The sequence below is a fragment of the Neptuniibacter sp. QD48_11 genome (assembly GCF_047778095.1).
Lineage (GTDB): Bacteria > Pseudomonadota > Gammaproteobacteria > Pseudomonadales > Balneatricaceae > Neptuniibacter.
The window spans coordinates 2,204,414-2,219,237 of the sequence record NZ_CP180551.1 but is presented as its reverse complement, the minus strand read 5'-3'; the positions used below and the strand labels follow the sequence as shown (position 1 = coordinate 2,219,237).

The window sequence follows — 14,824 nt, the reverse complement described above, 5'->3', positions numbered from 1 at the left end:
GATTAACATTATTTTTAGCGAAGAATGTTTATGAAAAACCTTATCGTGATAGGTGTTGCTTCAGTTGTTGGTTTAGCAGTTGTTGGTGGTGCCGGTTTCTTTGGTTATAAGATGTATTCAGAGTTATCTGAATATAAAGCCTTGGGATCGATTAAGGATATGCGAACATTCAGCCAAGAGAATTTTGATCTAAAAAAAGAAAATAAAGTCCTGATTAAAAAATCAGAAGATATGCAGCGCCAGTTTGTTATTCATCGTAAGATGATCGTTGATCAAGCAGTTAAAAGATCAGAAAGAAAAGTAGCAACTTCCATTGCTTCTTTTACTCCTATCTCTGGCTCCTACGTGCTTGCTGCTATGTCTACGCAAGAACAGTTGGAGCTTTGTCAGGATGTACAGGCTTTATTAAAACTAGAATCTAATCTGTTTGATACGTCTGATCCTTCTGTGGTTGTGCAGCAAGAGAAGATCTGTGGGACATATATTGAGCGAAAGTTAACGCCGTTGTTCAAATATCAGATGCTTCGTGTACGAGCATCTATGACTGGGTCACTTGGGCATTTAAGATCAGATGCCGAAGAAAAATTCGATAAAGCACGGAAACTGCTTGAAAAATGGCAAGTGCCTGTTGAGCGAGAATTAGATTCCTATACGCGCTTTGATCGTTAGATTTATCACTTGGTAATCTTATAAAACACCCTATAGTCCCTTTCTGCAGGAAGCTGAGTATTTCTATTTAGCTGCTACAATTTTATTTACTCTATATAGTATTATGCGTTTTAATAATAACCATTGTTTTTGAGTGGTTAATGGGTTGAGGGCGATAATCTTTGAGTAGTAATAAGATTGAAATGTATGCCTTAGCCGAGCGAATGCCCGGTACCTTCTATCGACGTTCTATTAAGGGCGATCGCTCTTTGTTGTTTATTACTTCGGGTTGTAAAGAGCTTACAGGCTATTCCGCTGCTGAGTGGTTGGGTGGTGAGATTAGCTTTAAGCAAATTATAGATTCAGAATGTCATGCCCATTATCGCGATATAGTTGATCAAGCTATCATAGAAGGTGCTCCTTACAGTGTCGAATATAAAATCACGCAGAAATGTGGTGATACCCTTTGGGTTTGGGAGCAAGGGCATGGTGTCACTGAGCATGGCAATCTTGCTGCTATAGAGGGTTACATCACTGATATAACAGCACAGAAAGCGCATGAAGCTGGCTTAAAGGAAGCGCTGAGTGCAAAGCAGCAACTGTTAGAAGAATACAAGGGCGTTGTTGATTGCAGTGCCATTGTTTCTAAAACAGACCCAAATGGGGTTATTACTTACGTTAATGATCACTTTTGCCAAGTATCTGGTTATAGCTCGGTTGAGTTAGTGGGTTCCACTCATGCGATCGTGAGGCATCCGCAGACGCGTCCTGAGATCTTTAAAGATCTATGGGAGACAATTCTTTCTGGTAAAACCTGGAAAGGGACTCTCAGAAATATGGCAAAAAATGGTCAGGACTATTATGTAAATTCGGCTATCTCACCCATTATGGATTCCGATGGCAATATCATCGAATTCATATCCGTTCGATTTGATGTGACATCGCTAATTGAGAAAGAGAAGCGAATCAGACGGCAGATTACTGATCAGTTGACGGGTTTACCAAATAGGCAGAGCCTTTTGGAGGATCTTGCCTCCGTAGAATCAGGTTCTTTAGCCATTATAAACATTAACGATTTTAAGTTGGTGAATGAATATTATGGCTTTGCGGTGGGTGACCAGCTTTTACGCGATATGGCCTTATTGCTTTCAGAAGTTGCTAAGCAGTACGGCCTAATCCTATATCGTCTTTCGGGCGATGAATTTGCTATTTTCTGTAAAGAGCATGTACGTGACATTGGTTTTGATGCTTTGTGCGACTTTATCGTTGCGCGTGTATCTGAAAAAGTAATCACTATCATCGGAATTGAATTTGCCTTGGCGGTAACGATTGGTGCATCTAGTGGTTGTGCCAAAGATTTGCTCTTACATGCGGACATTGCGCTTCACAGTGCCAAAGAGCAGCACTTATCAGTGCAAATCTATGATATCTATTCACCGTTAAAACGTCAGATTGATAACAATATCACTTGGCTTAAAAGAATTCGTGAAGCTATTCATGAAGAAAGAATCGAGGTTTTTGCGCAGCCTATATTAGATGTTAATTCATCTGAAATTAATCGCTATGAATGCTTAATGAGATTAAGAGAGGGTGAGGACTATATCTCTCCTTATCTATTCCTGCAGGCGGCAAAGCATGGTCGGCTATATGGGGATTTAACCCGAATTGTATTCTCTAAAGCTTGTGCATTCTTTGCTGAACGAGCTGATTGCTTTTCCATCAATATAACGGCCTCCGATATATTAAATCCGAATACGTCAAACTACATCATCCGAACGATCAAGCGTTATGGGGTGGGTGATCGTCTCGTTTTTGAATTGGTTGAAAGTGAAGGAATAGAGGATTCTGAGCTCATTATACAATTCTTTGATCAAGTGAAGGCGATGGGGTGCAGATTAGCTATAGATGACTTTGGTACAGGTTATTCCAACTTCGAATACCTACTTAAGCTTGATATTGATTACATAAAGATCGATGGCTCTCTAATTCGTTACATTGATAAGGATGATAATGCGCGTATTGTGGCTGCAACTGTTGTCGACTTTGCTAGACGCTTGAATGTGAAGACGGTTGCAGAGTTTGTTCATAATCGCGAAGTTGAGCAATTTGCGCGTGAAATCGGTGTCGATTTTCTACAGGGCTTCCTGTTAGGTGAGCCAACTCCTTTAGACTCTCTCTAAGTTTGTTGTTCTGGTCTGTTTATTGCTTTTCTAAGCGAGGGGCGACAGGTCTATGGTGTTTGTCGCTTTAAATGCTGTAAAGCCAAGGGTTAGTTGTATTACTTTGTCTTCATCGTTCTATTTATAGTGCGCTGAGCACTATTTTTGTGCGGTTGTAATCTGATTTGGCACTTGTTTGGTGCGATCGATAGAAATTGGGATGAAAAAAATACTCTTGGCTGTAGTATAAGGCTTTTGGTCTAGCTGGTTTTATTACTTATTTTTATTCCAGTGATGATTGTGAAGCATGTGTTTGGTGATAGGTATTATTTATGTGTATCCGTACCTATAAATGCCACAAAATTTATCAGAGTAGTTCATTATGAGTTTTAAGCTTTTTCCATACTTCCAACCAATTGTTGAAACCGCAACTGGTCGTATAGCGGGATATGAAGCGCTGGCAAGGATGAAAGATGAAAGCGGTAATATAGTTTCTGCAGGTGCAATTTTTTCGGATAAGAATCTCTCTGTTAAAGAACGTATTGAGCTAGACCGAGATGTAAGATTACAAGCCCTTCAGCAGATTCAGGCATTGCCTGAAGATACTTATATCAGTATTAATATTTCTCCTGAGTGGCTGCAATATTTAGAATCTTTAGACAATATCCCCACTTTGGAGATGATTAAGCAGTTGGCTGTTGATCCCTCGAAAGTTGTTATCGAAATAACCGAGCTTGATGGTGAGTTGGAAGTAATCCAGAAGCTTGTAGAACGATACCGTGAAGAGGGTTTCTGTATTGCTATCGATGATTTCGGTACCGGTTTTTCGCAGTTAGACCGCATTGCTTTGCTTAAGCCGGATATCATTAAGCTAGATATGACACTGCTTAAAACAGGAACGAACGACAGTCGTCGTTCCTCTATGGTTCAGATGTTAGGGGAGCTTGCATCTAAACTTGGCAGTAAAGTGCTGTGTGAAGGAGTAGAAACCGATGAGGAGTACTACCTAGCGTTAAGTTGTAATGCTGTTTATGTACAGGGCTTTCTTTTCTCAGAAGCGAGGCCTGAGATGTTGCCTCCTGAATCGACCACTAAGCAAGTTAAAGACATGCTCAGTCACTATCGGGATATGGCGATTAATGCTACATCCCGCAGTCATTGGCGTGCAGAAAAGGTTAAGGCTGAACTGCTTGCTTTGAGAGAAGTTTTAAAAGCTGCAACCAGTGATGAAGACCTACAGCATTTCGTTGCGACTGAGCACTTAATGCGTTTCTATATCTGTGATCGTTTAGGTAATCAAATCTCTCCAAACTATGAGAACAGCGATAAAGGTTGGATCCTAAACGAGAAGCATAGAGGGTTTAACTGGAGCTGGAGGCCTTATTTCTTTGAGCTACTCGGTGCTGCAGATACGAAAAATCGTTTGGTCTTCTCTGAGCCATACCAAGATATTCATACGGGGCAGAGAGCGCAAACGGCTGTTTTGTTTATCGATGATACTCGTATCTTGCTTGCGGATTTGCTAGATGAGGGTCAGGAGAGTGATCTGTTTAACGGCTTTAGCGGAATGCCGGCAAGCTGGATTCCTGAGATAGGCTAATTGATCTGTTGCTATAAGAGCGAAGCCGAGAGGTTTAGCTCTTATTTTTTAAGCTCTTTCAGAAGAAGGGTGTACGCTTTATTTTTCTTTTCGATCTGGTGTAGTTTGATAATCTGATGATTTAGTTCAGGTGCAAACCAGATGAAAGTTTGTCGTGTGCTGCCTTCTTTACGCACGCGTTTTACACGAATTGCTTCGTACTCACCGATAGGAGCTTTGATGCTCTCTTTGCCATCAACGATGAAGTTATATTCTTTTAGCTTTCCACCGTCTGCTACAGAGTATTGAAACTCTTTATCGCCTTTAGCGACTGCTTGTTGTAAAAGTAATTGATAGCTGATTTTATCTTGAACGCCTTCTGTAATTGGCATTTTCCAAGGCTTGTTTTCAACCTTGTTTGTTACTAATTGGTTTTGCCAATCAAAATGAACCTCAGCCTTACGCTTTTTGCCAAGTACGCTACGTTTGAACGAATAGTTGAGTGGCTTTAGCTTTGCATTCTCTAGCGTGAATTTACTGGATTCATAGATGCTAGCAAACATTGCGGAAGCTTTTGATTCAAACAGCCATTCGCCAGATTCGGACTTTTGCAGTTTACGTGTCGTGCTACCGCTGAGGGAGATGCTGCCATCCCAATCAATTTCGTAGCTTGCGGTAAAAGGAGTAAAAGGCGTTGCGGTGTCTGCAACTAGAGGAGTAGCCCAGAGAAGTGCGGACGCGAAAAGGGAATTAATTAACGTCTTATTTTCTCTGAGCATACCGAGTTTCCTCATTAAATTTGATCGTGCTGAAAGCCCTGAGTAGGTGCGGCTTTACCGTCTAAGGTAACGCCAGCGTCAGACCAGATCAGTCTATCAGAACAAAACAGGCCTACCGCTTGAGGGTAGATGATATGTTCCACTTTATGGACTTTCTGTTGCAAGCTCTCACTTGTATCTTCCGGATCTATGCTTACTTTACCCTGAATGGCTAGCGGGCCACCATCCAACTCTTCAGATACAAAGTGCACGGTGCAGCCGTGTTCTTTATCACCAGCATCAATTGCACGCTGATGGGTGTGAAGGCCTTTGTATTTAGGGAGTAGTGACGGGTGAATGTTAAACATTCTACCGTTGTAGTGCCGAACAAATTCGGCTGTAAGGATACGCATAAACCCTGCAAGAACAATCAGGTCAGGCTGATATGTATCAATCTGTTTGATCATCGCTTGGTCAAAACTTTCCCGGCTATCAAAGTCGGTATGTTTTAAAACCAGTGTGGGGATATTGGAGTTGCGGGCACGCTCCAAGCCATAAGCCTCAGCTTTGTTACTGAGGACGGCTTCGATGCGGCCATCAATTTGGCCAGCATCGATTGAATCCATTATAGCTTGGAGGTTGGAACCACTTCCTGAGATCAGGACAACGATTCGTTTAGTCATTGGGCGAATTACGCCTCCAGACCAGCTAGTTCAACTTGCTCTTCACCTGCTTGCGCAGCAGCAATCGAACCGATAACCCAAGCATCTTCGCCAGCTTCGTTTAGTAGCTGAAGCGCTTCTTCTTGCTTGTCAGCAGGTACGCAGATAACCATACCAACACCACAGTTGAATGTGCGGTACATCTCAGTTGCATCAACGTTGCCTTGCTCTTGTAGCCAGTTGAATACAGCAGGCATAGTCCAAGAGTTTACATCGATAACAGCTTTAGCGTTCTCAGGAAGAACTCGTGGGATGTTCTCAAGTAGACCGCCGCCCGTAATGTGGGACAGAGCGTTAACTTGAGATTCTTTGATCAGTTTTAGAAGTGACTTAACGTAGATGCGTGTTGGCGCCATCAAAGCATCCGCTAGAGGTTTGCCATCAAGGTCTGCAGTCAACTCTGTACCGCTTACTTCTAGAATCTTACGGATTAGAGAGTAACCGTTTGAGTGTGGGCCTGAAGAAGCTAGGCCGATCAGCGTGTCACCAACTTTTACGTTAGTGCCGTCGATGATCTCATCTTCTTCTACAACACCCGTGCAGAAACCAGCTAGATCGTAATCTTCGCCTTCGTACATGCCTGGCATTTCAGCTGTTTCGCCACCAACAAGAGCAGCACCTGCCAGAGAGCAACCTTCGCCAATACCTTTTACCACATCTGCAGCAGTATCAACGTTAAGTTTACCTGTCGCGTAGTAATCCAAGAAAAGTAGAGGTTCTGCGCCAGCAACGATTAGATCGTTAACACACATCGCAACTAGGTCGATACCGATGGTGTCGTGCTTTCCTAGATCCATAGCTAGGCGTAATTTTGTACCTACACCGTCAGTACCTGAAACAAGTACAGGCTTACGGTAGCCTTCAGGGATACGGCATAGAGCGCCGAAACCACCTAGGCCGCCCATAACTTCAGGGCGAGTTGTGCTTTTAGCAACGCCTTTAATGCGATCAACTAGGGCGTTACCAGCGTCGATATCAACGCCAGCGTCTTTATAGCTCAGAGAGCTGTTATCAGAACCAGTAGACATGGATCAGTTAACCTTTCATGTACAAGGAAAGAGGAAGAAAAATATTGCCGCATATTCTACCGTTTTATCACGCTTGAATACACTCATCTGGGCAACGAATATGAAATAATTATATGGGATGGTAAAGTTAGTTGATATTTATAGAATTATTGCAGGCGGTTTAATGGACTTGATGCGAAGCTTTATAGCTGTGCTTCTGCTAGCAGTGTCTCAATTTGTTTTTGCAGGGACAGTAACTGATCTTTATCAGGTGACTTTGCCTGTTGATGAACAAAGGTCTTCACCTAGTGACCTTCAAATGAGTTCTGGGCTGGCGAAAGTTCTAGTTAAAGTATCTGGCAATTCCAGTATTGCCGAAGATTCTCAAATCCAATCCCAACTTAAAGTGCCAGCCAGAACGTTAAAGCAGTTTAGTTATATCGCTAAAGAAGATGGGGAATATTTAGTTTTAGATTTCCACCCGTCGGTTATTGACGGTTTAGTTACCCGTACAGGCTTTAAACCCTTAGGCGGGCAGAGACCTACCGTTTTGCTTTGGTTTGCTTCGGACCTATCCGGCGAACAAGACTATCTGCAATTCAATGATCCTTTTTATAAAGCCCTGCAGTTAGCTGCAAACTCCCGTGGATTGCCGCTGCAGTTTCCTTTATTCGATCTAACTGACCAAGTGGCGCTTACCACTGCGGATCTTTGGGTGTTGCAGGATCAATCAATTACTCAAGCCTCAGCGCGTTATAATCCTGATGCCATTATTGCTGGTCGCCTTTCAAAGGTGACGCCAGAAGGAGTATCCGTCGCGGGGTTATTTATAAATGGCGGCGACAACCAACCGTTAGCGGAATCTGGCAATATCGATCAGGTAGCTCAAGCTTTGATAAACCGAGTCGCGGATAACCTTTTTAAGCCGGTCGTGAGTTATATACTCAGTCATTTCCAGACGGGCGTTGCCGTTCAAGTCGAAAATATTTCTAACTTGTCTGATTACGTCAGACTAATCGATTTTCTCAAAGGGTTATCTGTTGTTAGTCAGGTAAAAATTGAACAAGCAATAGGCAATCAAATTACAGTAAGACTTGAGTTAGATGGCAGTGAAGAGCAATTGCGCCAAGCTATCGCCCTAGAGCCGCAATTGCAGGCGCTCGATAGTCTTAGAAATCAAGATGGTTCTGCGGTGATGATCTACCGCTGGCAAGGATAGCAGGAACAATAAATGACTGAATCACAACGTTGGTTTTTCTTAATACTTGCCGTCGTATTGGGCGGTTTGGTGTATCTACTTTCTCCAATTCTTTCACCGTTTTTGGTTGGGGCATTGTTTGCATATTTGTCTGATCCTATTGCCGATCGATTAGAAGATTTAGGTATGTCCCGTACAGGCTCTGTCATTATTGTGTTTATCGGTATGACGGCTTTAGTAGCGATGATGTTCCTGTTATTACTTCCGCAACTAGGGCATCAAATACAGACATTGCTAGCTCGTATACCGCAGGCGATACAGCTATTTGAAGAACAGATATTCCCTTGGATATTAGCAACATTCAGTTTGGAGCCAACTGCGTTTGGCTTTGCCAATGTTAAAGATGTTTTGATTGGTGATTTGCAAAAAACTGGCGATATTATGAGCCAGTTGTTAGGTGGCATTACGCGATCGGGTTTGGCGATTGTAGCGTGGGTGGCTAATTTAGTATTGATTCCCGTGGTTACATTCTATTTGTTACGCGACTGGGATGTAATGATTGCCAAGGTTAAACGCCTGTTACCACGCAATGTAGAGCCTAAAGTTTCTTTGTGGGCTAGCGAGTGTGATGAGGTACTTGGCGCATTTATGAAAGGCCAGCTTTTAGTCATGGTCGCATTGGGAATTGTTTATGCAGTAGGTTTATGGATCGTAGGGCTTGATCTAGCGCTATTGGTTGGTATGATCGCGGGCCTTGCTAGTATTGTTCCTTACATGGGATTTATCATCGGTATTGCAGTGGCAGGTATTGCTGCATTTATGCAATTCCAAGATCCAATGGTTTTAGGCTACGTTGGTGTAGTCTTTATCATTGGCCAGATGCTTGAAGGGATGGTGCTTACGCCATTATTAGTAGGTGACCGTATTGGATTACACCCTGTTGCGGTAATTTTTGCTATCATGGCGGGCGGACAGCTGTTCGGATTTGTTGGGGTGCTTTTAGCTCTGCCAGTTGCAGCTGTTATTATGGTGCTATTACGGCATCTGCATGAAGGTTACAAAGGCAGTACATTGTACGGCTCAGAAGAAGATCAAGCGTTAGAACAAGTCGAACCAGTAGTTAATGACAAGTAAACAACCATTCCAATTACCTCTATCGGTTAGTCTCCGAGATGATGCTCGTTTTGAGAATTATTACGCTCAAGGCAATGAGCTGGTTTGCGCGAGTTTAAAAGCGGCCGCAAACGGTAATGGTGAGCAGTTTACTTACATTTGGGGTAGTGAAGGTGTTGGTTGTACTCATCTACTCCAAGCGGTATGTCATGAAGCCGATCCTGTAGGACGCAGTGCGGCTTATCTCCCTCTGGATGAATTAAAACAGATGGGTGGTGGTATTCTAGAAGGAATGGAATATCTCGATTTAGTTTGTATCGATGGCATAGAATCTGTTGCGGGTAATAAAGCTTGGGAAGAGGCGCTTTTCCATTTCTTTAATCGTATCCGCGAGCAGGGAAATACACTGATCATCGCTTCGACAGCTGCGCCACGTCACCTTGGTATCAACCTGCCTGATTTAGCATCCAGACTCAGTTGGGGCATGGTATTTCAGGTGCAAGCACTTAACGATGAAGTGAAATTAACTGCGATTAAGGCGAAAGCAAGTGCTCGCGGATTGCAGTTTTCAGATGAGGTCGCTCGTTTTTTACTTCACCATGCCAGCCGCAATATGAACGATTTAGCCTGTTTGCTAGATACGTTGGATCGCGCATCTCTGAGTGCTCAGCGAAAAATCACAATTCCTTTCGTTAAAGAGGTTACAGGGCTGTAATTAATCAGCTCTTAAACCAACTCTTCATATATTGTTCATCATTTTTGCAGGTGCGTAATGCGAAGATAAGGGTATTCAATTTAGGTACTCTTTCGCAGGTCATTATGGCTAGGAGGTCATCATGGGTAGCAAGCATCTGACAGACAAATTACGCGCTAAGCTTGAAAAAGAAGAGATCAAAGTCAAAGCCAACAATGTTCGCTATACCGTTACCCATCTGAATGAAAAAGGTAAGGTTTTAGGGCGTGAGTGGTATAAGGGGTTTGTCGCTGTTTCAGGCAAGCGCCTGATACTGGTATCTGATGGCGTAAAATTTCTTAACATCAAAAAATCGGATCAACGCTTCACTGCTGCTAAGTTTGTAGAAGAAAATGTAGCTTGCCTAGAAGTGCGTTATTTCAAAGAACCTGATTCTGAACGCAGCTTGGTCTTTCATATCTATACGGATAAAGTGAATAAACTGCTTAAACACATTGACAAGCTATAAGCCAAAATTGATTATCGTCTCTGGGGTGGAATGTTCTTTTTCGCCCCTTGAAATATCTCCTTAACTCCCGCATGATCGCGACTTTTTGGCGGGAAATTCTGTGTTTCAAATAATTGATCAAACCAGTGATTTTGTTGTGGTGGTTAAACCTGCAGGAATCAGTGTGCATAAAGATCAAGAGGAAGCAGGATTTACCATGATGTTGCAGCAACAGCTAGATTTAGAGCAGATCTTTCTGGTGCACCGTTTAGATAAAATTACATCTGGCCTTATGGTATTCGCTAAGAGTCCCGAAGCTGCCAAAACACTCGCTGATCAGTTTAAAAACCGTGAAGTTTCGAAATACTACCTAGCTATCTCTGCTAATAAGCCAAAGCGTAAGCAAGGACTTATTATGGGGGATATGGAGAAAGCGAGACGCGGTGGTTGGAAACTTGTAAAAAACTGTCAAAATCCAGCAGTGACCCAGTTTTTTAGCTGCTCTCTTAAGCCAGGCTTTAGGCTGTTTTTACTCAAACCAACCACAGGTAAAACCCACCAAATTAGGGTGGCGCTTAAAAGTGAAGGCGCGCCAATTTTGGGGGATAATACCTACGGTGGTGAGTTTTCAGACCGTACCTATCTGCACGCATACTCTTTAGCATTTAGTTATGGTGGTGAGCGGTATACTTATAAGAGTTATCCAGAGCAGGGCGATCAATTTGATCAAGAGGCTTGGGATATCATTAAAGAACATTTTGATCGGCCAGAGAGTCTTTCTTGGCCGAAATTACCTGAAAAAAGATAAGGCACAAAAATGAGCGAAGGTGAACGTATAGAACGTGATTTTGAATCACGCGATGCAGATGAGAAAAAAGCCTTTCTAGAGCAAACATGGTGCGACAACTGCCAAGAAGTGAATCTTGGTATGGTTGAGCCTGAGGAATACGAACTCAACGACATCATATTTATCGAAGGTAAATGTGCTAAATGCGGTCATGTGATTTTGACCGAAATTACTGAAGACGAATTTTAATTTCGTTTTAAAGCGATAGAGGTAGGTTACGTTGTCATCTGGTTTTGAAAATCGTTTTGGTGGAACTCGCCGTCTATATGGAACGGACGTGGTTGATATGTTCCGCCAATCTCATATTTGTGTGATTGGTATTGGTGGCGTTGGCTCTTGGGTGGCTGAAGCCTTAGCCCGGACGGCGATTGGTAAGATCACACTGATTGATCTAGATGATATCTGCATTACCAACACAAACCGTCAGATTCATGCGGTAGACGGTAATGTGGGTCGATCGAAGACCGAAGCTATGGCCGAGCGAATTAAGCTGATTAATCCTGAATGTGAAGTCAATGAGATCGAAGATTTTATTACACGGGAAAACATTCCAGAACTGATTACCAATGAGTTCGACTATGTAATTGATGCGATCGATAGCGTTAAAGAGAAAGCGGCTTTAATTGCCCATTGTAGCTATCGCAAGATTCCGATTATCACAGTCGGTGGTGCTGGTGGCCAGACTGACCCTACCAAGATTGATATCTGTGATTTAGCCAAAACCAATCATGACCCGCTCGCGGCTAAAGTGCGCTCTTTCCTACGTAGACACTATCGATTCAGTAAAAGTGGTAGACGATTCTCTGTCGATTGTGTTTATTCCACTGAGCAGTTGGTGTATCCGCAACCTGATGGTTCGGTCTGTGCGCAAAAGAGTATTACCGATGGTAATACCCGACTCGATTGTGCCGGTGGTTTTGGTGCGTCGACCTGTGTGACCGCGAGCTTTGGTTTTGCCGCGGTAGCGCGTGTGTTAGAGAAAATGCGCTTACGCTGGGAAAGGCAGTCGCAAGGTTAATAGCTTGGCAAGAGAAACAAAGAAAGGGAGCATCAAGCTCCCTTTTTATTGCGAGTACTTATGTAGTACTTAGGTTATTTATAACCCGGGCGTGAAATTAAGATAGAAATAATCGCAGCTAAGCCTAAGAACCAGCAATATTGAATTGAGGTGACTAATTCTAGCGGTGATACTTTCGCGATAGAGGAGGCTAGCAGTATCTGGGCGCCCCAAGGGATGATGCCTTGTACCACACAAGAGACAATATCCATAAGACTGGCAGAGCGTTTAGCATTAACACCATAGCGTTGCGCGATATCTTTCGCCAATGAACCGGCAATAACTATAGATACCGTATTGTTGGCCGTACATAGGTTGGTTGCCGCCACGCTAGCTGCAATACTGAATTCACCCGCCTTTTTACCGCCACTGTTTCCGGTTAGTTTTTCAATTGCTGAAGCTATAAAGTTTAATCCGCCTTGATGCTTAATCAGTGCACCAAGACCGCCAATCAACATAGATAGAATCATTATCTCCTGCATGCCGGTATAACCGTCATAGATCTGCTTTGATAGCATAGCAATGCTGTAATCAGACGCGGTTATAAAGCCAACAGCTCCCGCTAAGACAATACCTACCAGTAGTACTAACATGACGTTCAGGCCTGCAATAGCGAGGATCAGTACTGTCAGATATGGCGCAACTTTGATCAACTCATAACTTTGTTCAGATACACCAGCAGTACTGCTTTGAAGCGCGAGTACGACCATAGTTACCATAGCTGCAGGAAGCGCAATAAGAAGATTAAGGCGGAACTTATCCTTCATCTCACAGCCTTGAGTTCGAGTGGCTGCGATAGTTGTATCCGAAATAATTGATAGGTTATCGCCAAACATTGCACCACCAACAACAGCGCCTACAGTGAGCAGAAGAGGAAGGTCACTAGCTTCAGTAATGCCGACAGCAACTGGGGCTACCGCCGCAATGGTGCCCATGGATGTACCCATAGAGGTAGCAATAAACGCTGCAATCACAAAGATGCCAGGGAGCAATAGCCACTCAGGTATATAGTTAAGGCCGAGATTTACCGTTGCATCGACGCCGCCAATTGCCTTTACCACAGAAGCAAATGCACCTGCCAAAAGGAATACAACAACCATAGTGATAATGGTCTGATCGCCAATGCCTTTGATAAAGATTTCAAGACGCTCGTTGAGTGTGCCTTGAGTTAGCAGCAGTGAAAGGACCACCGCAGGAATAATCGCGACGGGTGCTGATATTTGATAGAAGGCGAACTCTGTTCCTTGAGTTTGATAGTAGATTCCGCTGCCGATAAACAGAGCTAAAAACAGCCCTAATGGCAGTAACGCAAGAGGGGAAGAGTTATTCATTAACTTTATCCTATTAGAGACCATGGGTAATGGTTTCAATATTGGAGAAGACAAACGACTGGGATCTGACCAGCTGTTCGAATAAGGCGGCGAATATACTACTTAAGTAGGTATAAATAAAATGAATAAAACGACAGTGGACTTAGCATTAAGTTATATCGAATTAATGGCACGACTAAAACAGTTCTATATCGCCCTCATGCTCGCTAGGAGGGGTGATGTATCCACTGCTTAGAAGCGTTTCATAACTGTGAACCTGATTTCGTCCATGCTCTTTAGCAAAGTAGAGCGCCTGATCGGCATGATCGATTAAGGTAGGAAGCGACAGACCCTCTGTGATCTCTGTAATCCCAATACTCAATGTCACTTGGCCTATCTGTGGAAAAATGGTTTGGGCAATTTGTGTACGGAATCGTTCAAGTACCTTCAATGCAGACTCTAATGAGATATCTTTTAGTACCAACGCAAATTCTTCTCCGCCGTAGCGAAACATCAAATCTTCATCCCGAAAGGCACTTTGCATCTGCTGGGAAAGAACTAATAAAACCTCATCACCAAATAGGTGACCAAAGTTGTCGTTAACCTGTTTAAAGTGGTCGATATCCAAGAGGGCAAAACAATGGGGTTCTGCTGATTTATCGTTTTTACGTCGCTGAGATTGCTGCTTTAAAAGAATAGTTTCCATCTGCTGGTCAAAGGCCTGACGGTTATATAGGCCAGTCAGGGCATCGTTCATAGCAGAGAACATAAAAAAACGCTGGTTTGCGTATACAGAGACTAACTTAGTGATCACGTCATGCATCAAGTCAGTGGTGTCTTCTATATTGGTTATAAGGAGGCCATTTTGAGAGTGCAGGATTTTAAAACTGTAATATCTATAACATTCATCACGGATATAACGTGTAGGCTGGTGCGGCTCAATATGCTGAATGTGTTCAGGGATCGTGAGTGATGGTGCAAGCTCATTGGAGCTTTCGCTACTGGCTATAAGCTTTTCGGTCGTTTGATCGAAGTTTGCGTAGTTATACAGCCAGAAATGATGCAGCGGAAACAGCTCTAAACAGGTTTTGATCAATAATTGATTAAGCGCTCTTTGATCGCGTTGTTCCGTCAATGCTAAAAAAACGTCGCAATAATCTGAGACTTTAGCTGTCGGTTGCATTCGCGTAGCCCTCGCATGGCTTATTCGAATAAAGCTGCAAATGTATTTTGGGTTTGTCTCCT

The 14,824-nt window shown here is 43.1% G+C and carries 15 protein-coding genes; 10 read left to right on the top strand and 5 right to left on the bottom strand.

What is annotated here, in order from left to right; translation table 11 throughout:
* The first annotated feature begins 30 nt into the window (after positions 1-30).
* The 3 genes from ACMXYU_RS10125 to ACMXYU_RS10115 all read left to right on the top strand — a co-directional run bounded on the left by ACMXYU_RS10125 (position 31) and on the right by ACMXYU_RS10115 (position 4,407).
* Positions 31-669, top strand: coding sequence for a hypothetical protein (locus ACMXYU_RS10125; RefSeq protein ID WP_415898556.1), 639 nt, complete (start codon positions 31-33; stop codon positions 667-669).
* Between the two features lie 161 nt (positions 670-830).
* A complete protein-coding gene (locus ACMXYU_RS10120) occupies positions 831-2,828 on the top strand; it encodes an EAL domain-containing protein (protein ID WP_415898555.1) in 1,998 nt (665 codons plus the stop codon).
* A gap of 361 nt (positions 2,829-3,189) precedes the next feature.
* Positions 3,190-4,407 carry an EAL domain-containing protein gene (locus tag ACMXYU_RS10115; protein WP_415898554.1) on the top strand — a complete coding sequence of 406 codons (1,218 nt, stop codon included), beginning with the start codon at positions 3,190-3,192 and terminating at the stop codon, positions 4,405-4,407.
* Between the two features lie 41 nt (positions 4,408-4,448).
* Here ACMXYU_RS10115 and ACMXYU_RS10110 read toward each other — a convergent pair whose 3' ends face one another.
* Genes ACMXYU_RS10110 through purM form a run of 3 tightly spaced genes read right to left on the bottom strand, consistent with a single transcriptional unit; the run spans position 4,449 to position 6,894 of the window.
* The gene (locus tag ACMXYU_RS10110; protein ID WP_415898553.1) at positions 4,449-5,165 is read right to left on the bottom strand and encodes a DUF3108 domain-containing protein; all 717 of its coding nucleotides are present in this window, start codon (positions 5,163-5,165) and stop codon (positions 4,449-4,451) included.
* 14 nt (positions 5,166-5,179) lie between these two features.
* Positions 5,180-5,827, bottom strand: a complete 648-nt coding sequence (gene purN / locus ACMXYU_RS10105; protein ID WP_415898552.1) for a phosphoribosylglycinamide formyltransferase — start codon at positions 5,825-5,827, stop codon at positions 5,180-5,182.
* Positions 5,828-5,835: 8 nt separating this feature from the next.
* A complete protein-coding gene (gene purM, locus ACMXYU_RS10100) occupies positions 5,836-6,894 on the bottom strand; it encodes a phosphoribosylformylglycinamidine cyclo-ligase (protein WP_415894035.1) in 1,059 nt (352 codons plus the stop codon).
* A 163-nt stretch (positions 6,895-7,057) separates the two neighbouring features.
* On the opposite strand from purM, the gene ACMXYU_RS10095 reads away from it, so the two are divergent.
* From ACMXYU_RS10095 to tcdA, 7 genes are all read left to right on the top strand, one after another.
* On the top strand, positions 7,058-8,092 hold the full coding sequence (locus ACMXYU_RS10095; protein ID WP_415898551.1) for a DUF2066 domain-containing protein: 1,035 nt from the start codon (positions 7,058-7,060) through the stop codon (positions 8,090-8,092).
* Between the two features lie 12 nt (positions 8,093-8,104).
* Entirely contained in the window at positions 8,105-9,205 is a 1,101-nt protein-coding gene (locus ACMXYU_RS10090; RefSeq protein WP_415898550.1) for an AI-2E family transporter, read from the top strand.
* Positions 9,195-9,899: a DnaA regulatory inactivator Hda gene (hda, locus tag ACMXYU_RS10085; RefSeq protein WP_415898549.1), complete on the top strand. Its 705-nt coding sequence runs from the start codon at positions 9,195-9,197 to the stop codon at positions 9,897-9,899. Before ACMXYU_RS10090 ends, hda begins: the two co-directional genes overlap by 11 nt.
* Before the next feature lie 121 nt (positions 9,900-10,020).
* Entirely contained in the window at positions 10,021-10,386 is a 366-nt protein-coding gene (locus ACMXYU_RS10080; RefSeq protein WP_415898548.1) for a hypothetical protein, read from the top strand.
* Between the two features lie 100 nt (positions 10,387-10,486).
* Positions 10,487-11,173, top strand: coding sequence for a TIGR01621 family pseudouridine synthase (locus ACMXYU_RS10075; RefSeq protein ID WP_415898547.1), 687 nt, complete (start codon positions 10,487-10,489; stop codon positions 11,171-11,173).
* 9 nt (positions 11,174-11,182) lie between these two features.
* Positions 11,183-11,401, top strand: a complete 219-nt coding sequence (locus tag ACMXYU_RS10070) for a hypothetical protein (protein WP_415884205.1) — start codon at positions 11,183-11,185, stop codon at positions 11,399-11,401.
* A 31-nt stretch (positions 11,402-11,432) separates the two neighbouring features.
* Positions 11,433-12,230 (top strand): tRNA cyclic N6-threonylcarbamoyladenosine(37) synthase TcdA, encoded by a 798-nt coding sequence (tcdA, locus tag ACMXYU_RS10065; RefSeq protein WP_415894041.1) that lies wholly within the window; start codon positions 11,433-11,435, stop codon positions 12,228-12,230.
* A gap of 74 nt (positions 12,231-12,304) precedes the next feature.
* On the opposite strand, the gene ACMXYU_RS10060 is transcribed toward tcdA, so the two are convergent.
* Entirely contained in the window at positions 12,305-13,600 is a 1,296-nt protein-coding gene (locus tag ACMXYU_RS10060) for a Na+/H+ antiporter NhaC family protein (RefSeq protein ID WP_415898546.1), read from the bottom strand.
* 175 nt (positions 13,601-13,775) lie between these two features.
* On the bottom strand, positions 13,776-14,762 hold the full coding sequence (locus ACMXYU_RS10055) for a GGDEF domain-containing protein (RefSeq protein WP_415894043.1): 987 nt from the start codon (positions 14,760-14,762) through the stop codon (positions 13,776-13,778).
* Between the last annotated feature and the right edge of the window lie 62 nt (positions 14,763-14,824).

Excerpts from the sequence above, each read along its gene's own strand:
- purM (WP_415894035.1), bottom strand. The coding sequence starts at position 6,894 with ATGTCTACTGGTTCTGATAACAGCTCTCTGAGCTATAAAGACGCTGGC.
- ACMXYU_RS10110 (WP_415898553.1), bottom strand. The coding sequence starts at position 5,165 with ATGCTCAGAGAAAATAAGACGTTAATTAATTCCCTTTTCGCGTCCGCA.
- ACMXYU_RS10125 (WP_415898556.1), top strand. The coding sequence starts at position 31 with ATGAAAAACCTTATCGTGATAGGTGTTGCTTCAGTTGTTGGTTTAGCA.
- ACMXYU_RS10095 (WP_415898551.1), top strand. The coding sequence starts at position 7,058 with ATGGACTTGATGCGAAGCTTTATAGCTGTGCTTCTGCTAGCAGTGTCT.
- ACMXYU_RS10090 (WP_415898550.1), top strand. The coding sequence starts at position 8,105 with ATGACTGAATCACAACGTTGGTTTTTCTTAATACTTGCCGTCGTATTG.
- ACMXYU_RS10115 (WP_415898554.1), top strand. The coding sequence starts at position 3,190 with ATGAGTTTTAAGCTTTTTCCATACTTCCAACCAATTGTTGAAACCGCA.
- ACMXYU_RS10070 (WP_415884205.1), top strand. The coding sequence starts at position 11,183 with ATGAGCGAAGGTGAACGTATAGAACGTGATTTTGAATCACGCGATGCA.
- purN (WP_415898552.1), bottom strand. The coding sequence starts at position 5,827 with ATGACTAAACGAATCGTTGTCCTGATCTCAGGAAGTGGTTCCAACCTC.
- ACMXYU_RS10060 (WP_415898546.1), bottom strand. The coding sequence starts at position 13,600 with ATGAATAACTCTTCCCCTCTTGCGTTACTGCCATTAGGGCTGTTTTTA.
- ACMXYU_RS10080 (WP_415898548.1), top strand. The coding sequence starts at position 10,021 with ATGGGTAGCAAGCATCTGACAGACAAATTACGCGCTAAGCTTGAAAAA.
- ACMXYU_RS10055 (WP_415894043.1), bottom strand. The coding sequence starts at position 14,762 with ATGCAACCGACAGCTAAAGTCTCAGATTATTGCGACGTTTTTTTAGCA.
- hda (WP_415898549.1), top strand. The coding sequence starts at position 9,195 with ATGACAAGTAAACAACCATTCCAATTACCTCTATCGGTTAGTCTCCGA.